This window comes from Pseudodesulfovibrio halophilus DSM 5663, from assembly GCF_059568665.1.
This window is the reverse complement of the sequence record NZ_JCANTV010000008.1, coordinates 465697-487953: the sequence shown is the minus strand read 5'-3', so window position 1 is coordinate 487953 and position 22257 is coordinate 465697. Positions and strand designations below refer to the sequence as shown.

Here is a 22257-nt window from a genome sequence, read left to right as displayed (position 1 = left end):
CGACAATGGGAATCTTCGAATCCCTCCATATTTTTCTGGACCCGTACTTCATCTGGATCTTCCGCCTGCCGGAGACCCCGTGGATCGGGTTCGCCCTGGGCGTGGCCTTCCTCTGCCTGCTGACCACGGTCATCGGCGAGCTGTCCATGGCCGGAATCTACTTCTTCAACAAGGAGCATTTCGCGGAGCACAACCGCGAGATGGTGCGACACAACAACATGTCCCTGCGCTCCCTGCTCGTGAAGAACAAGGAAGGCTTCAAGGCGCTCAACAAGCGCGCCAACGACGAGTTCGGCAAGAACTTCTTCTCCCGCATCGCGCTGTTCGGCGCATCGCTCTGGCCCGCGTTCTTCATCATGGGCTGGCTGGACTTCCGCTTCGCCGAAGTGGACTTCACCGTCCCGTGGGTCGGCCTGGTGGGACCGGGCTTTTTCTTCGTGCCAGCCTACATCCTGACCCGCATCCTGTTCGAGAAGAACAAGAAGCGGCTTCCCGTTTTCCGCGCCATCGCCCGCAAGGTCGCCGAAAACGAAGAAACCGACGAGGAGCTCATGGGCTTCAAGGAAATGGAACAGGAGGCCCACGCAATGAACTCACGGGTGGCCGACTCAAAGAAGACCGAAGAGGCCGAAGCGACAGGATAGCGCCTGCAAGGGCTCTGCCCGCGCGCTAGACGCAGCCGGTGGAACCCACCATGAGCGTGAAGAAGCGTTCGATGTATTTGCCCGAGATGACTTCGGACAGAGGGAATTCGGGCTGGGTCTCGAGAAATTCGCCGGTAAGGGCAAACCAGATGTCGGCCGAGAGCTCGTTGAGCCTCGGCTGAATCTTTTCCCAGAGCCGTTCGCTGGCCTCCCCCTCCAATCCGTAGACGCGGCACAGCACGGGCCTGTGCGCATACAGGCGACAGCCATGCTCACCCCACAGCGGACACTTTGCCCCCACATCCGCCATGCAGACCCTTGCCCCCCGCTGCCGCCTGATGGCCGACCGCTCCTTGCGGGAGACCTCCACGGCGCGATCAATGAGTTCAAGACGGGTCTCGCTGGATAACACCGTGTTGCGGGCCCTTGCCAGCGCCACGGCCTCCACGAAGCAAAGGTGGATGGGGATGCTCGAGCAGCCGTCGTGATCCTTGCCGCAGCGGCTGATTCCGGCTTCCTCCACGGTCTGCTCAATCTGCGCAACCAGCTCCAGATAATCCTTGATGAACGGGCCAAGGTCCACAGTCCGGTTGAATTCCAGCGAAGGCTCGCGGCAGGTCAGCTGCCCGGTTTCCTTGCCGTAGTTGCGCACGGCGCGCCACTGGGTGAAGTTGGCCGGACCACCGTGGACGCCCTTGAGCCGTCGTCCCGCCAGCTTGTGTCCGAGGCCTCGGCGCAGGAGGTAGGAGTTGAGCACGGTTCCGGTGCGTCCCACACCATGACGGCAGTGGATGTAGACTTTCTTGCCGAGATAGAGCGCCTCGTCGAGCCATGCCAGCGCCTTTTCCAGCTCCTTGAGCGCCGGGGCCTCCTCGTCGGGAACAGGCAGGTAGTAGACCTCGAAGCCGTACTTTTCCTCGATGCCCTTGAGGTCGGGGAACTCGCCGCAAAGGTTCAGTATCGCCGAGATGCCCTGATCGCGCAGCCACTTCAGGGCGGTGGCGGATGCCGGCGCCGGCCCTGCGGCAAGATAGTCCGTGACCCATGCGACGGGTTCCTTGCGCCCGAACATGGTCAGTCCTCCGAGGCGGGCGCTTCCGCTTCTTCAAGAAATTTACGGGCCATTTCCTCGGTGTCCGCGTCGCCGTCGAGCCGGATGTCCAGAAGCCGGCTCTGGGCGAGCAGTCGCCCCACGAGCACCAACCGGCGTCTGGTGTCGTTCTCGCCGAGCCTTGCGCAGCGGGCGTCCAGCATGTCGCCCCTGATCGTCACCTCGAAATCGCGGGCCTCCAGCACGGCGCGGATGTACTCCAGCCGCCGCAGACGCTGTTCCCAGTGTCCGCCGCCGCCCTTGAAGCGAAGATTGATGTGATTGCCGGTCGCTTCCGAACCGCAGACAGAGTCCACCACTGCGAAGTGGTACCCGAAGCGGAACATGAAATGGGCATAGTCCGAGGCCACCACGGCGTAGCTTGCCAAGGCGCGGGAATCCTTGGTCATGATACCCGCGCTCAGACGGTCGAACTCTTCCCAGTCGATGACCGGCATGCTCTCGTTCCACTCCACTCCGCTGCGGGAAAGCCCCCACCACAGTGCCCACATGGGGGAACTGGTCACATCCTCGGGGGAGACGATGTTGCGTTCGCGCGCATGGGCGAAGAGCCCGCCGCCGAGGTCGAGCAGATACATGGCGATGGGCAGGCGTGTCTTGAGCCGCTTGACACGGCCCAGCCCCTTGCCCCCGCGTCCCACCAGAGAGAACATCTCCCTTACGGCGGTCTCGTGCGCGAAACGAATCACGTCGTGCACGGAACGGCACCCTTCGGGCGCAAAGCGGTCGTCTTCGGGATCGGTAAGATACAGCACCGAGAGGTTCGGCATGACATCTTCGAGCCTCCGGGCCACAACACTCTTCTCGGGCGTGCGCTTCTCCGAAAATCCGGGCAGCTTGCCCGCGTAAACGCTCCCAGTGTCGGCGTCCACCGTGACCATCCGGCCCTCGGCCAGTTCCGAGGCGTAGGCGGAGGCCATCACGGGCAGGCCGAACTCGCGCGCAACCGAGGCAAAATGCCCTGCCCGGCTGCCTGTCACGGCGACCACGGCAGTAAGGCGATCCATGACGCCTACGAGATCGGGAGTGAGCGAACGGGCCACGAGCACCGCCCCTTCCGGGACGTTCTCCGGCACGCCCACGGCGTGGACCACGCGGCCGTAGCCGATACCCGAGGAGATGCGCGTTCCGCCGGAGAGCAGCACCTCGGCGCCTTCCGGCTCTTCGCGCCGCAAGCCGGTCACCGCCTCGCGCTGCATGGGTCGCGACTGAAGGATGTGAAGCCCGCCCTTCGTGTCCGCCACCCATTCGACATCCTGAGCACCGCCCTGCACCTCTTCCAGACGGTGCCCGCTGCGGGCCAATTCGAGCAGCATCCCGGCGCCGGGCTTTTCGTGGTGCGCGGGCTTCTGCAGGATCACCGGCTCATCCTCGCGGGTGAGGCAGTAGACCTGCGGCTCGCGCCTGCCGCTGACAAGGCCCTCTCCCTGCCCTTCCACGGCATACACGGCGGTGACGCCATCCACACACTGAGTCGCGTCCGCGTCCGCGGTATACATGATGCCGGAGACGGAGGCCGGAATCATGGGCTGAAAAAGCACGGCCATATGGGTCTCATCGTCGGCCAGCCCCTTGAGTATGCGATAGGTCACCGCCTTGGGCGAGTACTTGCCAGCCAGCACATTTCGGTAGGCATCCACCAGATCCTCACGCGAAACGTCGAGCACCGAGTCATACTGGCCCGCAAAGGAGAAGCGGCCGTCCTCGGCCACCGCGCTGGAGCGCACCGCATAGGACGCGTCCCCAAAATCGGCGGCGGCCTCCATGAGCGGCTCCGCCACCTCGTCCGGCACCGGGGCTTCGAGGACCATACGGCGCATGGCCCGACAGGTCTCCTCTATTCCCGCGTGGTCGTCCAGACGCAGGGTGCTGAGCAACGCGTCCAACGGCTCGCGCAGGTTGTTGACTTCCAGAAAATAATGAAACGCGCTCGCCGTGACCACGAAGCCGTCCGGGACGGAGAGGTCGGTCTCGCGCATGACCCGGGCCAGCGCCGCAGCCTTGCCGCCCCCCACTTCGGGACTTCTCACTTCGGCCAGCGGCAGCACATACGGCGGCTCAAGAGCGGGCTGCCCGACGTCGAGCCCCATACGCACATAGAAGGCGGCCTTTCGGAAATATTCCTCAAGCCCCATGGCGGCGGTGGGCGAAAGCTCCTTGAGGCTCTCCACCATGGCCCCGACCTCGGCCTCGAGCTCCTCCTCGAGCTGCATGACCCTGCTGTAATCCACGACCTCGACCCCGGACTGCACTTCCTCGAGGTCCGCGAGCCGCTCCAGCGCCCTGACATCGTGTTCAAGCAGCGCCCGAAAGGCACCGTACCGCTTCCTCAGCAGCGCGCCCGGGGCGAAAACTCCGTACGTCCAGCGGCGCAGCAGTTCCTTGATGAGCATGGCCTCTCCCGTCGGTTTCATGGCGTCGTTCTCAGCCCTGTCCCTCCAGAACGCCCTGAACCTTGCTTTCGAGTTCGTCCTTGTCGATGGGCTTGACGCAGTATTCCGATGCGCCCAGCCGCACGGATTCCCTCGCGGTCTCCAGCGTGGGATATCCGGTGAGCATGATGATGCGTGTATCCGGGCTGACCTTGCGAATCTCCTCAAGCACCTCCACTCCGGTCATCTTCTTGAGCTTGATGTCGAGAATCGCCAGATCCGGCTTGTGCTTTTCCGCATAGCTGAGCGCCTCCTCCTCTTCGGTGAAGGGCGTCACAACGTGACCCTTGCGGGTCAGGATGCGTTTGATGAGCAGGCCGGAGTCGTAAACGTCGTCCAGTACGATGATATTAGCCATGGCTGTATGTCACTCCATTTCTCGGCCGCGTCAGGAATTGTCCAGCGGCAGTTCCACTACGAACAGGGCTCCGGGCCCCGCGGGTAAATCCCCGTCCTTGTCGGGTCGCCATTCCGGGGGCACGGGGCTCTCCACCTCGATGCTGCCCTCGTGGTCCTCGATGATGCCGAAGGAGACGGACAGGCCGAGCCCGGTGCCCTTGCCCACTCCCTTGGTGCTGAAAAACGGATCGAAAACCTTCTTGAGGTGGTCCGGGTCTATGCCGGGACCGCTGTCCGCGAACCGGGCGCGGATGGTTCGCCGCGAAATATCCAGCTCCGTGGACACCTTGATGACGCCGCCGTCGGGCATGGCGTCGCGAGCGTTGTTGAGCAGGTTGATCCAGACCTGTTTGAGCTTCTCGGGGTCACCGTAAATGATGGGCATTCGTTCGTCGAGCGCCGTGAGGATTTCCACCCGCTCCATCTGGAAGGTGTGCCGCACCAGCGTCACCGCCTCCATGACCGAGTTGTTGAAGCACATCTCCTGCTTCTCGCTGACGGACCGACGCGAGAAGCCCAGCAGGTCCGCCACGATCTTCCGGCAGACCTTGGTCTGCTCCTCGACGATGCCCAGCTCCTCGCGCACCTCGTCATCCGTGGCGTCCTCCTTGAGCAGCTGCGCGTACCCCAGGATGATGCCCAGCGGCGTATTGATCTCGTGCGCGACGCCGCCCGCGAGTTTGCCCAGCGACTCCATCTTCTGGGCCTGAATGAGCTGCTCCTGATAGCTCTTGAGTTCCGTGACGTCACGGGCCGTCCGCAGCGCTGCGGTGACCTCGCCGTCATGCCCGTAGACGGGAACGCGGATGACGTGCAGCCAGCTGACGCCCTCGGTGTCGAGCTGGCGGACCTCATCCTCGACGCCCTCGCCCGTGGCGAATACGCGCGCGAGCTTGGCCTCGGCGATGCGGGCCTCGCTTCCGGTCAGGAACTCGGACTCCCTGCGCCCAACGACCTTGTCCGGGCTCATGCCCAGCGAGTCGGCATACGCGCGGTTCACGGCCAGATACGAGCCGTCGCGGTCCTGAAGCGTCACCCAGTCCGGCGTTGAGTCAAGCACCGTACGCAGAAGCTGCTGCTGGCGCGCCATGGTCCGCTCCGCCTCGTGCAGCTCGTCGAGGTGCATCTTGAGGGTGTGGGCCAGATAGTCGAAGGTTTCGGCAAGGTCCTGAATCTCGTCCCCCGCGTTCTCGCGGTAGACGATGCATTCCCGGCAGGACTCGGAAGCGCCCGGGCGGTCGTCCGCGAGCGTTCCGGCCAGATACCAGCAGCGCCGCTCAGAATCGCCGTAGGCCGGGCACTGCGTCACCTTGCAGTCGCGCAGCTCCCAGCAGTTGCGGGTGAGCGTGGGACCGGACTGGGCACCGAGATCGCCCGTCACCAGCGCTTCGGCGTGGCGTCTGAGCTGATTGATGCGGCTGGTCACCTTGTTCGCGAACAGCGAGCCGAGAAAGACCGCAACGATGAGCGTACCGAGCGAAACGCCCATGACCGGATTCAGCAGGTCGTTGATGACACCCTGAATCTTTGAACGTGACAGGCCGATGCGCACGGTGCCGAACCGGTTGCGGTCGATGTCCACCGGCACGGCGAAGTCGAAGACGTAGTTGCGCCCCGTGTCGATGAGCGTGATGGCGCTCTCCTGCGACAGGGGCAGGACGTTCGCCTCCGGCAGCCCCGCGGGCATTCCGCCTGTGAATGTATGCGCCAGGACGTTGCCGCGGTGGTCGAGGATGAAGGCGTAGACCACGTTTTCGCCGACCTCGCGCACCCCGTCCACGAGGTCCTTGAGTTGCAGAAAGTCCGCGGAGAATATGGGGTCGAGCGCACGCAGGGAGAGGTTCTCCGCCAGCACGAGGCCGTGCTTCTTGTTCTCCTCCACCAACACCCGCGTTGCCAGCGTGCTGAAGGTCAGCGCCAGCAGCACCGCGGCCAGCAGCACGATCATGCTGGTGCCCATGCCTATCTTGGTGCTGAAACGGAGACGGTCGAAAGCCTTCACTGCCGCCCCCCCGCGCCCGTGGCGTCGAGCCCCAGCTCGGACATGAGCCCGCGCACCGGGGCGTAATCGCCGTCAGATGCCGGGATGATGCCCCTGATGCCCGCCGCGTTGAGGATGACGGCCTCGTCGGGCGTGTTGAGGTCGAGCTCCAACATGGCCTCGGCGATCCGGGAAACCTGCTCCCTGGGCATGTTCCGGCGCGCGGCGTAGACCCAGCCGGGATAGGACCGGGTGCTCTTCACCACGCGGATCTGGGAAATGTCGATCTTGTCCTTGAGGATGTCGAGGGTGCCCTCGCGGATGGAGCCTATGTCGTAGGCCCCGGCGTATACGGCCAGCACGACCTTCTCCTGCTTGCCGCCGGGACCGGGCGCAAAATCGATGCGTCGGAAGTCGTCCTGCGTGATGCCGTTTTCAACGAACATGCCCAGCGGGAAAAGATAGCCGCCTGCCGAGGAGTGGTCCACGGCGATCCAGCGGGCGCCGCGACAGTCTTCGAGGGTCTGGATGAACCGGTTGTCGTCGCGGCAGATGACCTGCCCCCGGAAGCTCGGCCTGCCCGACGGCTCGATGACGCGGGCGAAGGCCCGGGCCCCGCTGCGGGCGAGACGCACGTAAATCATTGGGTTGGAGAACGATATGTCGATTTCGCCGCGCTGCACCATCTTGACGTGCTCGTCGAAGGTGTCCGGGAATACCTGTCGGAAAGTCATGCCCGTGGCGCGGCCAAGATATTCGATGAGCAGGTGGTGCCGCCCGTAGGACACGGCGTGGGAATACTGCGGCAGATACGCGTAGGTGATGGCGTCCTTCTGCACCGGCAGCAGCACTTCCTTGCGCTTGGAGAAGTCCACGTAGACCGCGTCCTCCTCGCCCGAGCAGCCGACCAACAGGACCGACAGGGTCAGGGTCAGCGCCAGCAGCATCCTGAAAACGTTCTTCATCCATCCTCCGTTAGCACACCCCCCGGCCGGAGAAAAGCGGGGGAGACCGCTTTTTCCAACTCCCACCACGCCGCGATGGAATTCGTCGGGTGCATTAAAAGAAAGGGGCCGGACTTTGCAAAAAGTCCGGCCCCGTTTTGACGAATCGTGCCGTCGGCTTACTTATTGCGGCCCTTGACGGCGAGGCGCAGGCACAGAAACGCGCCGCCCCAGGTCAGACCGAGTCCGAAGATCATCATGATGAGTGCACCGGTTTCCATGGGCTAGCTCCTCTTGCGGAAGTTGTTGTTGATTGCCACGTGGTTGCTGAAGGCGCACTCACGGCAGGGGAACACCCAGGAAAGCACCAGAATGCCCAGCAGCACCAGCCAGCCGAACATGACCACGGCGGCGGTGGAGTAATCTCCGTAGTTGGCGCTCAGGTCGGTGTACATGTTCATCAGGACCATGGAGCCCAGCATGAGCGGGGCGATGATGCGCAGGCAGATCACCCAGATGCCGCCGACGGCGAAATCGGACATCTTGTTGATGTAGCGGTGCATGCCTTCGAGGTCGCAGAACCACGCGATGAACACGATCTCCAGCAGGCCGCCGAGCAGCACGCCGAAGTTGTTGATGAAGTGGTCAACGATATCGAGCAGGTACAGGCCGCCGCCGGTGGTATACAGGCAGCTGATCATGAAGCCCACGGCGCAGACCATGGTCGCGGCCTTCTTGCGGGTCATGCCCAGCTTGTCGATGAGCGAGGAGACCACGGCCTCGGTGATGGAGATGAGCGAGGAAAGCCCGGCCACCACAAGCGCGAGGAAGAACAGCGCGCCGAAGAACATGGGCATGGGCATCAGGTTCACCGCGGTGGGCAGGGTGACGAAGGCCAGACCGACGCCCGCGCCGGCCACTTCGCTGATGGGCACGCCCTGCTGACCGGCCATGTATCCGAGCACGCTGAAGATCATCACGCCGGAGAGCATGCTGAACCCGCAGTTGATGAACACGGTCATGCAGCCGTTGTTGTTGATGTCCGAGTCTTCCGGGAGGTAGCTGGAGTAGGCCAGCATGATCGCGAAGCCGACGGAGATGCTGTAGAAGATCTGTCCGAAGGCGTCGGACCAGACCTTGGCGTCAAGCAGCGCGGAGAAGTCGGGGCGGAACAGCCAGTTCAGGCCGTCCACGGCGCCCGGCAGCATGATGCCGCGGCCGATGAAGACCAGCACCAGCAGGAACAGCACGGGCATGAATATCTTGTTGAGCCGCTCCACGCCGCCGCGGATACCCGTGAACACGGCCAGGAAGGCCACGCCCCAGGCCACGCAGGTGGCGGTGAAGATGGTCCACTGGATGCCCCCGAGGTTCATGGGCGAGTCGGTGAGCCCCAGATATTCGCCGAAGAAGAAGCCCTTCGGGTCGTTGCCCCAGCCGAGATCGAACGACATGAGGAAGTAGTCCATGGCCCATGCTATGACCACCACGTAGTATGTGGCGATGACGAAGGCCACCAGCACCTGCCACCACCCGAGCCACTCCCAGCGACGGGAGATGGAGGCGAAAATTCTCGGTGCGGAGCCCTTGAAGCGGTGCCCCAGACCGTATTCCAGAATGATGAACGGAATGCCCGCGAACAGCATTGCCACAAAGTAGGGCAGCAGGAACGCGCCGCCGCCGTTTTCGTAAGCCATGTAGGGGAAGCGCCAGATGTTCCCCAATCCGATGGCGGAGCCGACCGCGGCCATGATGAAGCCGCCGCGAGAGCCCCACGTCTCCCTTTTCTGCATTTCCTCTCTCCTTGATTCTTGCCGATAAGCGGCTTGCTCTCGCAAGTCGAACCACGTTTTGCACAAAAAATCGCCGCCAAACTTCGCGTTATGAGCGGCGGCAAACAATTAGAACACATTCGCGCAATTGTCTATCGACAGGTTTTTGCAAATGATTATGGTTGCCTATAGACTTGTCACGCCCAATAGGATATTTTGCGGCATGCTTCGAGACTGCATTCTGGCCCTCCTGTTCGCCGCATTGATCGGCGCTGTGCCCTCCGTGACCTTTGCCGGGACACGGCCGGAAGGGACCGTGCGGATCGTCACGCTCTACGGGTATGCGCCATACTGTTTTACGGTTCCTGCGGAAACCAATGTCATTTCGGAGCATATCCCGCCCGGCTCGCATTCGGCCACGCTTCGCGGGTACAGCTGGGACATAGTGCGCACGGCATTTCACAACGCGGGGTATGACATCGAACTGACCGTCATGCCGTGGAAGCGCTCCCTCGCGGCCATAAGCCACGGCGAGTACGACCTGCTCTTTCCGGCTTCCCCCAACAGCGAACGCCGCAAGCGGTATGCCTACGGCAAAATCCCCATCAACGATGCCAGATGCCGGCTCTACGTCCGCAAGGAGAGCCTCATCGACTGGCCGGGTCTCGAGAACCTTCCACCCATCACCGTGGCGGTCCAGCGTGGATTCAACTACGGGGACCGCTGGGAAGCCCTGCCCCCGGATCATGTGCGCAAGAAGCCGGTAGACAGTATCCGTCAGGGGTTCCAGATGCTTCTGCTCGGGCGCGTGGACGCCTTCGCCGGATACGAGGCGAACTGGGATTACGCGATCCAGCAGCTGGGGATTCGCGGGAAGGTTCGCAAGCTCCCCGTTTTCGAAAGCACGTCCGAGTATGCCATAGCCCCGAGGGACGCCCCCGACTCCCTGCGCGTGCTGAAGGTTCTGGACGAGCAGCTGTTCCGGCTGTTCGACAGCGGCCGGATCGACCAGCTGCGCGAAGAGTGGAGCCTGCCCGCCCGCTCTTCCATCCCCGCGCCCTAAATTTCCCCTCCGCTCCGTCCGATAAGGCTGCAAACGGCGACAAGGAGCGTTGCCATGCATACAGCCACGGATTGGCCTCTTGCCGGAATGCCCGGGTTCGTTTCGACGCGCCCGGCATCCGCCCCGGTACGCCATCTGTTCCGGAACCATGAGGCGGACGACAGGGAATCGCTCTTCGGGCAAAACGACACTGAACGGGACTCCCCCGGCAGAGGATACAGTCTGGAGAGCATGCAGCAGAGAATCGACGCCGTCAGGCAGGAAATCGCGCAGGTCCGGTCATCGCCGTACTCGCCCGAGGTGAAGGCCAGACTGCTGGAGGCTGCGAGAAACGAACTCTCGCTGCTTCAGGCGGGTCAGTACTCCTTTGCCCGGGCAGGATTGAGCGTAAGGGTCTGACCGGAAAGCACAAAAGGCCCGCGTCTCACGAGACGCGGGCCTTTGTCGTGCATGGGGGCAGGAGGCTTAGAACCGCTCGAATTCGTCCTCCGAATCACTCTGGTCCGAGGCGTGATAAGGTTCATGGTCCTTCTTGGCCTCCGGCAGAGGCTTGGCCTTGGGCGTCGGCGCGGAATATGCCTTCACCGTCGGCCTGCCGCGCCCCTGCCCGTCGAACCGGAAAAAGCCGACAACATCAAGCAGCGCCTTGCTCTGGCCTGCCAGCTCCTCACTGGTGGAGGCCATCTCCTCGGAGGCGGAGGCGTTCTGCTGGATGACCGCGTCCAGCTGGCTGATGGCGGTATTGATCTGCTCCGCGCCCGCGCTCTGCTCACGGCTCGCGGCGGTGATTTCCTGCACCAGCTCTGCGGTCTTGCTGATATTCGGGACCAGCTCGTCAAGCATATTCCCAGCCTTTTCCGCCACGTCCACGCTGGAAACGGACAGTTCGCTGATCTCTCCGGCAGCCTCGCCGCTTCGCTCCGCCAGCTTGCGGACCTCGGCCGCGACCACGGCGAATCCCTTGCCGTGTTCGCCGGCCCGCGCCGCCTCGATGGCCGCGTTTAGCGCCAGCAGGTTGGTCTGGCGAGCGATCTCCTCGATGATGGAGATCTTCTCCGCGATCTCCTTCATGGCGACGACGGACTCGCGCACGGCCTTGCCGCTCTCTTCAGCGTCCTTGGCCGCCTTGTAGGCAAGCTCTTCCGTGCCCTGCGCGTTGTCAGTGGTCTGAGCTATGTTCGAGGCCATCTCCTCGACGCTGGAGGACACTTCTTCAACGGATGCGGCCTGCTCGGTCGCGCCCTGCGAAACGCCCTGCGAGGAGCCGGAAAGCTGCTGGCTGCCGCTGGCGACGTTCTCGGAACTGCCGCGGACCTCGGCAACCACCCCGCCGATCTTGTCCACCATGTTCTTCATGTCTCCGTAAACGCCTTCGAGGTGGCCGTCGTCGAACTCGATACCGAGGTTGCCGTCGGCAATCTCCTTGGTGATCTTGGCGATCTCCGACGGATCCTTGCCAAGCTGCCCCAGAACACTGCGCACGATGAACATCGCCGTCAGAATACCGAAGAGCAACGCACCGGCGCTCAGACCGATGACCATGTACACGGCGCGGGTATTCGCAGCCTGAAGCGCGGGACCGAGCGTATTCTGCTCCTGCATGACGGAGAGCTTGACGTCCTCCATGTCCGAGGCGATTTCGGGTCCGAGGACGTCGAGGCTGCTGCCAATCAGCCGGTTGCGTTCGGTGATGACCTGCACCAGCTCCTCAAAGGCGTCCTGATACGCGTCCTGAAGGGGAATGATCTGATCCAGCAGGCCCAACCGTTCGGCGCTGGTAAGGGCACCTCGCATCCGCTCGAACCACTGGTCCAGATCGACCAGCTCCTTCTCCACCTGATTTGCAAAGGCAGCCGAATTATCCTCCAGATACTTGACCACGTGCAGCCGCGCAAGAAGCAGTGCGCGGAGAGCATTGGCCGTGGTGGCGGCCGCATCGGTGTCTCCCGCCAGTTCGGCGCTGCGCAGAATCTCAGTCATCCGCTCCTCAATCACGGGGCCGTTGCGATTCAGGACGCCGTCCACCAGTTCATTCCGTCTGCGCTGAAGCTCCACGACCCTGTCGAAGCTCGCATTGTACTGATTCAGACGATCGGATGCCGCGGAAATCATGGCTGCGCGCTCCGGCTGACTGATATCGGCCCGCGCCTTTTCCATGAACTCCTTTACCTGGGCGAACTCCTTGTCAAAGATCTTGAGGTCTTCCTCATTGGCGGTGATGACATAGTCCTTCACCGCCATCCGCGCAGAGAGCATATTCGCCTGAAGTCTTCCGGCCATGTTGGTATCTCTGGCCAACTCTCTGTAGACCTCGAAACCGTTGGTGGAGTTTTCCAGCGCATAATAGGATACGCCGGAAACCACCATGAGAAGCGCCAACACCATACCAAAACCAATTATCAACTTAGCGGAAAGCTTCATCGGGACCCCCCATGCGTGAAAGTTAAGGCAGCTTTTCCGATGTAACGGTATCAAGCGGTTAGGGGCGGTCAATTGTATATCATGGCCCAATCGACTTTTATAACGGTGCTAATATATTCATCCACGACTTACGATATCGTCTAGCCTTACGCCGTCACTCAATGGCTATCTCCTCGCGCACACAATGTGACCAAATACTAATTCTCACGAGAATCACGGTGGGGTATTTCGGGACCAGAAGACTATCACTCGGAGGGAACCATGCGACTGCTTTCCAGCATAGGCACACGCCTCAATCTGATCATCGTCCTGCTTCTGCTCGTCACGTGTTCGGTCATCACCGGCCTGAACTATTTCGTGGCGCGGGACAGCCTTGAAACCCAGCTTTCCCGGGACATGCTCCCCGCCAAGCTCGAGAACATCATCGGCATCGTCGAAGGAGAACTGGTCATGCCGGCGGCAGGACTCGGGGTGGCCGTGGACGACCCCTTCTTCCGCGAATGGATCGAACAGGGCGAACCCGAATCGGGAACCGAGAACCTCTTCGGCCTGCTGCGCAACATCGCCGGACAGTTCGACACGAACGGATGCAACTTCGTTTCCAACCGCTCCAAGCTCTATTACGACCTGAGCAGCGGCGAGAGGGACATCAGGAAACTCGGCCCGCAGGACGGGTGGTTCAAGGCCTTCGGCGACTCCGGACAGGACGTGGGCATCAATGTCTACGTGGACGACCCGGATTTCGGCTCCACGGCGTTCATCAACCGGCGTATCGACCGAAACGGCGAATACCTCGGCATCATATCCACCGCCATCGGCCTCGACAGTTTTATCGACGAAGTCACCTCCATGGTCATCGGCAAAAAAGGGATGACCTACATGGTGGACAAACAGGGCGTCATCCGGCTCCACCCGAACCGGGAATTCATCAACGAAAGACGCATCAGCAGCTTCGAGGGAATCGGCAAAAACGCCTCGGACATGCTCTCGCGTGAACGGTTTCAGTTTCAATACACCGATGGCGAGGGCGAAGGCTGGTACGTCATGTCCCGCTTCGTTCCGGAGCTCGGCTGGTACCTCGTCACCGAGGCCAACCGGGCGGAGCTGCTCTCCGACGTTAACGACGCCCTTTACCTGACCGTTGGCATCGCCCTGCTCCTGCTCCTGCTCGGCGTCATCGTGGCCTACCTTTTCGTCAGGACCATCACCGGCTCGCTTTCCCGCTGCGTCAGCTACGCGGAAAGCATCGCCTCGGGCGATTTGAACGTGTCGCCGGAAACAGGCCGCCGGGACGAACTCGGCAGGCTCCAATCCGCCATGTCGGACATGGTCTCCAAGCTGCGGGAAGTGGTCTCAGCGGTTCAGGGCTCGGCGTCGGACGTGGAAGACGGGGGCAGAGAACTCTCCGACTCCTCCGCCGAGCTCGCTCAGGGAGCCACGGAGCAGGCCGCATCCGTCGAAGAGGTCTCCTCATCCATGGAGGAGATGACCTCGAACATCCACAGCAATGCCGAAAACGCCAAGCAGACCGAAGAGGTCGCCACCAGCGCCGCCCGGGACATCGAGGGCGGTGCGAAGGCTGTGTCCGAGGCCGTGGAATCCATGCAGAGCATCGCGGAACGCATCACCATCATCGAGGAGATCGCCCGCCAGACCAACCTGCTGGCCCTGAACGCTGCCATCGAGGCGGCCCGGGCCGGTGAACACGGCAAGGGGTTCGCCGTGGTCGCGGCCGAGGTCCGCAAGCTGGCGGAACGCTCCGGCAATGCGGCCGGCGAGATCGTGGAACTCTCCAAAACAAGCACGGAAACCGCCAGCAAGGCGGGGGATATGCTGGAACGCACGGTCCCCGAGATTCGCCGCACCGCGGAGCTCGTGCAGGAGATATCCACCGCCAGCATCGAACAGAGCTCCGGGGCCGAAGAAGTGAACAAGGCCATTCAGGAGCTGGACAAGGTGATACAGCAGACGGCCTCGTCTTCGGAAGAAATCTCCGCCACATCCGACGCCCTGCTCGGCAAGGCGCAACGGCTGGAGGACGTCACATCGTTCTTCCGCATAGGCAGGGACAAACGCGAACGCAGGCAGGCCACGGCGCGTAAGAAGCAGCCCGCCAGAGCTCTCCCCGGCGCGCAGAAGCAGTCTCGTCCGGAAAAAGGGAAGTCGTCCGACTCTCCCAAACCGAAGCCTTCCGGCAGTGGTGCTGAATTGAACATGGATGACGATGAGTTCGAACGCTTCTGATTCGAGCGGTGATTCCCTCTCCCAACAAGAGGAGGATTGGTGGCTACATACATGGGTCTTGACAGAGCTTCATTCAACTCCCCGACCGGATCATCCAGGAATAAATCTGAATGACACAATTGTTGCCCTCGCACACCCCATTGGCATACCTCCCCTCACCTTGGGCATTTACTTAGAGGCAAAAAAGAAAGGGTCTAGCTGCAAAGCTAGACCCTTGAAATATCTGGTGCCCCCGGCGCGATTCGAACACGCGGCACCAGGATTAGGAATCCTGTGCTCTATCCTACTGAGCTACGGGGGCACATGATGTGGGTTTTGATATACATGCTCGTTTCCATGGTCAAGCCTTTTCCCGAATGAAAGCGAGACAATGCCGCTCCCCAAAGAGCCCGTCACGCAACAGATTCCCGCTATTCGCGTCTTGCCGGTTGACGATGCCGACACAGAGGCATACAAGTTGCGCTCTCAACCACTTTGCCCACGCAGGGCTTCCCAAGGCCGGGCCGAGCAATAGTTCAATTCAGCGACAATAACATATGCACCATTTCATCCTCATCCTGCTTCTCGCGGCCTTCCCCGCGCTCTCCACGGACATGTATCTGCCTGCACTGCCCACGCTGTGCGACACGTGGGACATCTCCTCTGCACAGGCGAACCTGTCACTGGTCTCGTTCTTCGTGACGTTCAGCCTGTTTCTGCTCATCCACGGACCGCTCTCCGACCGCCACGGCCGACGTCCGGTGCTGCTTGGAGGCATATCCCTTTATATAGGCGGCAGCCTGCTGTGTGCAGCATCGCCCGGAATCACGGTGCTCGTCCTCGCCCGCGCCGTGCAGGCCATGGGCGCGGCAGCTGCGTCCTCGGTGGCGCTGGCGCTGGTCAAGGACCTGTACGAGGGCGACAAGCGAAAGAAGCTGCTGGCCTACATCGGGGTCATCGTGCCCCTGTGCCCAATGGTAGCCCCGACTCTCGGAGCGTTGCTGCTGGAATTCGTATCGTGGCGCGGCATATTCATTTCCCAGTCCATACTGGCCCTGCCCGCGCTCATCGGCTCGCTCCGGCTTAAGGAACCGCTGGAGGAAATGGGCAGCGGCGGCGTGGGCGAAGCCATGCGTCGATACGGCAGACTGGCGCGCAACGGCGCGTTCATGGGCTACTCCATCGCCTTTTCCATGGCCGGATTCGCTTTCTTCTGCTTTATTGGCGGCTCCGCAGAAATCTACATAAGCAGCTTCGGCATGACCGAGCAGACCTACGGGCTCTATTTCGCCTTCAACGCGCTGGCGCTGATGCTCGGCTCCTTCCTGTGCTCGAGGCTCTGCGTGGCCTTCGACTCCAAGCAACTGCTCATCATGTCCTTCAGCGGCATGATCCTGTCCGCGGCAGCCATATACCTTTCGGTGGGCGACACGGCGGCCAGCTTCGCGGTGCCCATGTTCGGGTATACGTTTTTCCTCGGCCTGAGCAGACCCCTGAGCAACCACGTCATTCTGGAGCAGGTCAACACCGACACCGGAACCGCGGCATCGGTCATCACCTTCTTCTTTTTCATCGTCGGGGCCATCGCCATGGAGGTCATCACTATTCCCTGGGATTCCAAGCCGCTATTCATCGCGATCGCCGGCGTGACGGGCGCGCTGATCCCCTTCCTGTTTCTGCTCAGGATCATGCGGAGAGGCCGGGCCGTCTAGCTCGGGACATTCCATCGCCGGACAAGAGACGCAATCTATACCGTCGCACCTATTTACAAAAGCGAACGACGGCTTATACTGTCTGATCAGGGTAGCAATGCCCTTACTACCGTTTTCAAGTAGTTCAGGAGGACTTCATGATTCGCAAACTCCAGCCGCTGGCGCTTGCCGCGGTAATTGTAATTACCTTGCCGGCGCTTGCGCTGGCCAAAGCGACCCTGCCCGTCTTCACCGACCTCGCTGCTTCGGCGGGGCGTGCCGTTGTGAACATCAGCACGGAAAGCACGAGCAGCGGCGGACAGATGCAGCAGTTCTTCAATCAGGAGCAGCTGCCCGAAGGACATCCCTTCCGCGAGTTTTTCGAGCGCTTTTTCGGCGGCCAGATGCCCAACCAGCCCCGAAAACAGAGCTCTCTCGGCTCCGGATTCATCATCTCCCCCGACGGGTACGTCGTCACCAACAACCACGTCATCCAGCGCGCTGACAAGGTGACCGTTCGCCTGCAAGGAGAGAAAAAGGAATATGAAGCCGAAGTAGTCGGCGGCGACCCCGAAACCGACCTCGCCCTGCTGAAGATCGAGGCGGACCGCAAGCTGCCGGTTCTGGCCTTCGGCGACTCCGATACGGCGCAAGTGGGCGACTGGGTACTGGCCATTGGCAACCCCTTCGGCCTCGGGCACACCGTGACGCAGGGGATCATCAGCGCCAAGGGCAGAATCCTCGGCGCAGGCCCCTTCGACGACTTCCTGCAGACCGACGCGAGCATCAACCCCGGCAACTCCGGCGGACCGCTCGTGGACCTCAACGGACGGGTCATCGGCATCAACACCGCCATCATCCCCTCCGGTGAAGGACTCGGCTTCGCCATCCCGGCCAACATGGCATCCGACATCATCGCCCAGCTCAAGAGCGGCAAGTCCATCAAGCGCGGCTGGCTCGGCGTGAGCATCCGCGGACTTTCCGATACCGACGCCAAGGCGCTCGGTCTGGAGAAGCCCATGGGCGCGCTCGTGGCACAGGTCTTCCCCGAAGATCCCGCAGGCAAGGCCGGCGTCAAGCAGGGTGACGTGATCGTCGGCGTCAACGGCCAGCCGGTCGAGGACAACAACGACCTGCTGCGCAAGATCGCGGGCCTCAAGCCCGGCGACAAGGCCCACCTCAAGCTGTGGCGCAACGGCGACACCATCAAGCGCACCGTGGTGCTCGGCGACCGCTCCGATCAGGTCAGGAAGGCAGGCCCCGAAGGAACCCGCCCGCCCAAGGACGAAAAGTCAGGCGAACTGGGCATTACCCTGCGCCCCGTCACCACGGAACAGGAAGCCCGCGCCCTCGGACTGGAAAGCCCCAAGGGACTCGTCATCACCGGCGTCACCGCCAACTCCCCGGCACAGCGCAACGGCCTGCGTCAGGGCGACGTGATCCTGCAGGCAAATCAGGAGGACATGAACACCGTGAGCGAACTGCGCGACGCCCTTGGCGAAGCAAAGGAACGCGGCGCGATCATGCTCTTCGTCAAGCGGCAGGGCCGCACCATCTTCGTCTCCATACCCTTCGACGAATAACCGATACAGGGAGGGGCCTCCGGGTCCCTCCTTTTTTTCATGCCATGAACTTCACCCCCGCCACCATCACCGCCCCGTGCAAGGTCAACCTCACACTGGAACTGCTGGACCTTCGCGAGGACGGGTATCACGACCTACGCACCCTGTTCCTGCCTGTGCCGTTGCCCTGCGACGAGCTTCACATCACGCCGGCTTCCGAGTTCTCCATGAGCTGTCCCGGACATGAGGACATCGAAGGGCCTGACAACCTCGTGCACCGCGCATGGACCGCATACCGAGAGGCTGGGGGGCCAGCCCCCGCCATGCGCGTCACGCTGAGGAAAGGTATTCCCATGGGGGCCGGACTCGGCGGAGGCAGCACGGACGCGGCCGCCCTGTTGCGCTGGCTGGAACAAAACGCTCGGGATGACGGGATAGGTGAAACGCGTCTGCATGCAATCGCAGCCCGACTCGGCGCGGACGTCCCCTTCTTTCTGGACGGCGTCCCGGCATGGGCCGAGGGAATCGGCGAGAAGCTAACCCCCGCCCGGATCGACCTGACCGGGACACGCCTGCTGGTGGCCAACCCGGGAATCCATGTGAACACGGGCTGGGCATATGCGGAGTGGGACCGGACCTGCCTGCCCGCGAAAAGGAAAAGCGGCCGACCCTTGACAAGCGCAAATGACGATAATAAGAACTCGACTCCCGCGGCGCACCTCGTCGTTGCCAACGACTTCGAGGGGCCGGTTTTCCGGGCGCATCCAGCCATCCGGAAAATAAAGGAATTATTCCTTCGCGCGGGTGCCCGCGCGGCAGCCATGAGCGGCTCGGGGTCCAGCGTTTTCGCGCTTTTCGGATCCGACGAGACCATGAACAGGGCGGCGGAAATCGCCCGGAATCAGGGCTGCGACGCGTGGAAAAACATGCTCTGATCAGTTCTGGGGTGTAGCCAAGTCGGCAAGGCAACGGGTTTTGGTCCCGTCATTCGCGGGTTCGAGTCCTGCCACCCCAGCCATAATTTCTTTCAGGGGGCGAGAGTCCATGCACGGCGAATTGAAGATCATCAGCGGTTCCGCCAACACCAAGCTCGCGGAGGCCATCTGCGAGCATCTCGGCTGCAAGCTGTCTCCCGCGCTGCGGGAAACCTTCAGCGACGGTGAGATCCGCATCGAAATCGGGGAAAACGTCCGCGGCGACGACGTCTTCGTTGTCCAGCCCATCTGCGCCCCGGTCAACTACCACCTCATGGAACTCTGCCTGATGCTCGACGCGCTCAAGCGCGCCAGCGCCTCCCGCGTCACCGCGGTGGTTCCGTACTACGGGTACTCCCGTCAGGACCGCAAGGTGGTCCCCCGCGCGCCCATCAGCGCCAAACTGGTTGCGGATATCCTGTCCACCGCAGGGATGCAGCGCCTCGTGACCGTGGACCTGCACGCGGGCCAGATCCAGGGCTTCTTCAACTGTCCGGTGGACAACCTCTATGCCGCACCGGTTCTGCTTGAGCACCTCAAGGAGATGGATGAAGACTTCGTCATCATTTCGCCCGACGCGGGCGGTGTGGAGCGCGCCCGCGCCTACGCCAAGCGCCTCGGCGCATCCCTGGCCATCGTGGACAAGCGTCGCGACGCGCCCAACCAGGCCCAGGCCATGCACATCATCGGCGACGTCACCGACAAGGTGGCCGTGGTCATCGACGACATGATCGACACCGCCGGCACCATGTGCGCCGCCGCCAACGTCCTGCGCGAGAACGGCGCCAAGGACGTCATGGCTTGTGTGACCCATCCGGTCCTCTCCGGCCCGGCCATCCAGCGACTCGAAGAGTCCGTCTTCTCTCAGGTCGTCGTCACCGACACCATCCCGCTGGACGAGACCAAGAAGCAGTGCAGCAAGATCAAGCAGCTTTCCGTTGCCAGCCTGCTCGCCAAAGCCATCAACAACGTTCACACCGAATCGTCGGTGAGCGTTCTTTTCGTATAACTACGGCCCACAGGGCCGCGCCCGTCCGTCCATGGGGGACGGCCACGGCGTACCGAAGGAGAAACTAAAATGTCCGATCGCATGACCGTCAAAGTGTATGAGCGCAAGGAAACCGGCAAGGGACCCAACCGCCGCCTGCGCAGCAGCGGCTTCGTCCCCGGCGTCTTCTACAACCAGAAGGGCGTCAACATCCCGGTGAAAGTCCCCTACGCTCCGCTGCAGAAGGCCTATGCCAAGCTGCGCAACACTCAGCTGTTGAACCTTGAACTGGAGCGCGACGGGAAGGTCGAAACGATCACTTCGCTCATCTGGCGCATGAAATACGATCCGGTCAAACCGCTGCCCATTCACGTCGACTTCTTCGGCGTCGACATGGAAAAGCCCCTCAAGGTCACCGTGCCCTTCAAGCTCGAAGGTACCGCCAAGGGCGTCAAGGCCGGTGGTCGGCTGGAGCAGTATCGCGAACAGTGCGAAATCATCGCCCTGCCCGCCGACATTCCGGTCAGCATCCCCATCGACATCTCCAAGCTGGGCATCAATGCTCGCGTCCACATCGAGGACGTGCCCATGCCCGAAGGCGTCTCCCCGCAGTACGACGACAACTTCGCCGTCCTGACCATTCTCGCCAAGGGCGCCGCCAGCGGCGTTGAAGACGAGCTGGAAGAACTCGACGCCGAACAGGAAGAGAGTGAAGAGGAAGCCGGCGAAGAGGCTTCCGAATAACCCTTCCCAGCCGAAACCATACGGCCCCGGATCGTTGATGCGGTCCGGGGCCTTTTTTGATAGGCAGACCACATGGACTCCGACACGCTCATCGTCGGACTCGGCAACCCGGGTCCGAAATACGAACACACCCGCCACAACTTTGGTTTCATGGTCGTGGACGCCCTGCTCGAGCTCGGCGCCGCCCGCAAGAGCATGCGTCTGAAAAAGCTCGACGAATCCGGCGACTACGAACTCTGGAAAGCCGCCTACGGCGGCAAGCCGTGCTTTCTCTGCAAGCCGATGACGTATATGAACCTCTCCGGCAAGGCCGTGGGCCGAATCTGCGGCCGTCACGGCATCAGCCCTGAGAACGTCGTGGTCATGCATGACGAGCTGGATCTGCCGCTTGGTCGCATCAAGCTCAAGAAGGGCGGCGGAAACAACGGACACAACGGGCTCGAGGACATCCAGCAGCGCCTCGGAACGCCCGATTTCTGGCGCGTCAGGCTCGGCATCGGCCGCCCGCCGGCCGAACGTCCCGACGTCAGCGGCTGGGTGCTGGCCGACTTCCCGCAGGAGCGCGCGCAAACCGTCGATGAGACGGTCAAGGCCACCCTCAAGGGGCTGGATCTGTACCTTCGCCGCGGGCATGGCATGGCCCAGCAATTCCTGCATCGATTCCGCCCCGATAGCGAATCCGACAACGAGGCCATGGACTCCGGGCGCCAAATGGGGTAAAGTGGACGTTGCCGCTTCCGGCAGAGAGCAACCAAGGAGTCCCCTTCCAGTGTTCAAGTTAAATGACTTGGTCGTATATCCTTCCCAAGGTGTTGGAAAGGTAGAGCGCATCGAGACGCAGGAAATCGGCGGTGCAACCGCCGAGTTATATATCGTTCGCATCCTGAGCAACAATGTCACGCTCATGGTGCCTGTCATCAATGCAGAGAACGTCGGCCTCCGCGCCGTCAGCACCCTGCGCGTCGGTCAGGAGATTTTCGAATCCCTCAGGGACCGCTCCGATTTCACGGGATACACCGGGCAGAACTGGAACAGGCGTTACCGCGAGTACTCTGAAAAGCTCAAGAGCGGCGACCTCGAAGACGTGGCCTATGTCCTCAAGGAGCTCTTCCTCATCGGTCGCGACAAGGAGCTGTCCTTCGGAGAGCGCAGACTTCTGGAACAGGCCATGGGGCTGGTCTCCATGGAGCTGGCCTACTCTCTGGACCGTGATCAGGAAGACATCAAGGAAGAGATTCACGAAATGTTCGCCGATGTCATTCGAACGGATGACGAAAATGACGAGGAGTCCTCGTAAACGACTTGTCA

The 22257-nt window shown here is 62.0% G+C and carries 19 protein-coding genes and 2 tRNA genes; 12 read left to right on the top strand and 9 right to left on the bottom strand.

Annotation, left to right across the window (positions count from 1 at the left end; genetic code table 11):
- Positions 1-5 precede the first annotated feature (5 nt).
- Entirely contained in the window at positions 6-644 is a 639-nt protein-coding gene (locus BR24_RS04405; RefSeq protein ID WP_496540287.1) for a hypothetical protein, read from the top strand.
- A gap of 25 nt (positions 645-669) precedes the next feature.
- Here the strand turns inward: BR24_RS04405 and BR24_RS04400 are convergent, their stop codons facing one another.
- From BR24_RS04400 to BR24_RS04370, 7 genes are all read right to left on the bottom strand, one after another.
- Positions 670-1716, bottom strand: a complete 1047-nt coding sequence (locus BR24_RS04400) for a protein-tyrosine phosphatase family protein (RefSeq protein ID WP_496540286.1) — start codon at positions 1714-1716, stop codon at positions 670-672.
- Positions 1717-1718: 2 nt separating this feature from the next.
- A complete protein-coding gene (locus BR24_RS04395) occupies positions 1719-4169 on the bottom strand; it encodes a PEP/pyruvate-binding domain-containing protein (protein ID WP_496540285.1) in 2451 nt (816 codons plus the stop codon).
- Positions 4170-4179: 10 nt separating this feature from the next.
- On the bottom strand, positions 4180-4545 hold the full coding sequence (locus tag BR24_RS04390; RefSeq protein WP_496540284.1) for a response regulator: 366 nt from the start codon (positions 4543-4545) through the stop codon (positions 4180-4182).
- Positions 4546-4575: 30 nt separating this feature from the next.
- Positions 4576-6588: an ATP-binding protein gene (locus BR24_RS04385; protein WP_496540283.1), complete on the bottom strand. Its 2013-nt coding sequence runs from the start codon at positions 6586-6588 to the stop codon at positions 4576-4578.
- Positions 6585-7532, bottom strand: coding sequence for a phosphate/phosphite/phosphonate ABC transporter substrate-binding protein (locus tag BR24_RS04380; RefSeq protein WP_496540282.1), 948 nt, complete (start codon positions 7530-7532; stop codon positions 6585-6587). The genes BR24_RS04385 and BR24_RS04380 overlap by 4 nt, the downstream gene beginning before the upstream one ends.
- 158 nt (positions 7533-7690) lie before the next feature.
- Complete coding sequence (locus BR24_RS04375; RefSeq protein ID WP_496540281.1) at positions 7691-7792, bottom strand: MetS family NSS transporter small subunit; 102 nt, start codon at positions 7790-7792, stop codon at positions 7691-7693.
- A gap of 3 nt (positions 7793-7795) precedes the next feature.
- Entirely contained in the window at positions 7796-9304 is a 1509-nt protein-coding gene (locus tag BR24_RS04370) for a sodium-dependent transporter (RefSeq protein ID WP_496540280.1), read from the bottom strand.
- Between the two features lie 202 nt (positions 9305-9506).
- Between BR24_RS04370 and BR24_RS04365 the strand changes: the two genes are divergently transcribed.
- Both BR24_RS04365 and BR24_RS04360 read left to right on the top strand, forming a co-directional pair.
- Positions 9507-10346, top strand: a complete 840-nt coding sequence (locus tag BR24_RS04365) for a substrate-binding periplasmic protein (RefSeq protein WP_496540279.1) — start codon at positions 9507-9509, stop codon at positions 10344-10346.
- Positions 10347-10400: 54 nt separating this feature from the next.
- Positions 10401-10745: a hypothetical protein gene (locus tag BR24_RS04360; RefSeq protein ID WP_496540278.1), complete on the top strand. Its 345-nt coding sequence runs from the start codon at positions 10401-10403 to the stop codon at positions 10743-10745.
- A gap of 66 nt (positions 10746-10811) precedes the next feature.
- On the opposite strand, the gene BR24_RS04355 is transcribed toward BR24_RS04360, so the two are convergent.
- Entirely contained in the window at positions 10812-12767 is a 1956-nt protein-coding gene (locus tag BR24_RS04355; protein ID WP_496540277.1) for a HAMP domain-containing methyl-accepting chemotaxis protein, read from the bottom strand.
- A gap of 261 nt (positions 12768-13028) precedes the next feature.
- On the opposite strand from BR24_RS04355, the gene BR24_RS04350 reads away from it, so the two are divergent.
- The gene (locus tag BR24_RS04350; protein ID WP_496540276.1) at positions 13029-15011 is read left to right on the top strand and encodes a methyl-accepting chemotaxis protein; all 1983 of its coding nucleotides are present in this window, start codon (positions 13029-13031) and stop codon (positions 15009-15011) included.
- Positions 15012-15235: 224 nt separating this feature from the next.
- On the opposite strand, the gene BR24_RS04345 is transcribed toward BR24_RS04350, so the two are convergent.
- Positions 15236-15312 (bottom strand) — tRNA-Arg (locus tag BR24_RS04345).
- Positions 15313-15547: 235 nt separating this feature from the next.
- Between BR24_RS04345 and BR24_RS04340 the strand changes: the two genes are divergently transcribed.
- From BR24_RS04340 to BR24_RS04305, 8 genes are all read left to right on the top strand, one after another.
- Positions 15548-16702 (top strand): Bcr/CflA family efflux MFS transporter, encoded by a 1155-nt coding sequence (locus BR24_RS04340; protein WP_496540275.1) that lies wholly within the window; start codon positions 15548-15550, stop codon positions 16700-16702.
- 137 nt (positions 16703-16839) lie between these two features.
- Positions 16840-18264: a DegQ family serine endoprotease gene (locus tag BR24_RS04335; RefSeq protein ID WP_496540274.1), complete on the top strand. Its 1425-nt coding sequence runs from the start codon at positions 16840-16842 to the stop codon at positions 18262-18264.
- A 44-nt stretch (positions 18265-18308) separates the two neighbouring features.
- A complete protein-coding gene (gene ispE / locus BR24_RS04330; RefSeq protein ID WP_496540273.1) occupies positions 18309-19178 on the top strand; it encodes a 4-(cytidine 5'-diphospho)-2-C-methyl-D-erythritol kinase in 870 nt (289 codons plus the stop codon).
- Between the two features lie 7 nt (positions 19179-19185).
- Positions 19186-19261, top strand: a tRNA-Gln gene (locus tag BR24_RS04325).
- A gap of 26 nt (positions 19262-19287) precedes the next feature.
- Complete coding sequence (locus BR24_RS04320) at positions 19288-20226, top strand: ribose-phosphate diphosphokinase (RefSeq protein ID WP_496540272.1); 939 nt, start codon at positions 19288-19290, stop codon at positions 20224-20226.
- Positions 20227-20295: 69 nt separating this feature from the next.
- Positions 20296-20949, top strand: a complete 654-nt coding sequence (locus BR24_RS04315) for a 50S ribosomal protein L25 (RefSeq protein WP_496540271.1) — start codon at positions 20296-20298, stop codon at positions 20947-20949.
- 72 nt (positions 20950-21021) lie between these two features.
- The gene (gene pth / locus BR24_RS04310) at positions 21022-21669 is read left to right on the top strand and encodes an aminoacyl-tRNA hydrolase (RefSeq protein WP_496540270.1); all 648 of its coding nucleotides are present in this window, start codon (positions 21022-21024) and stop codon (positions 21667-21669) included.
- Positions 21670-21718: 49 nt separating this feature from the next.
- Positions 21719-22246, top strand: coding sequence for a CarD family transcriptional regulator (locus BR24_RS04305; RefSeq protein ID WP_496540269.1), 528 nt, complete (start codon positions 21719-21721; stop codon positions 22244-22246).
- Positions 22247-22257 lie beyond the last annotated feature (11 nt).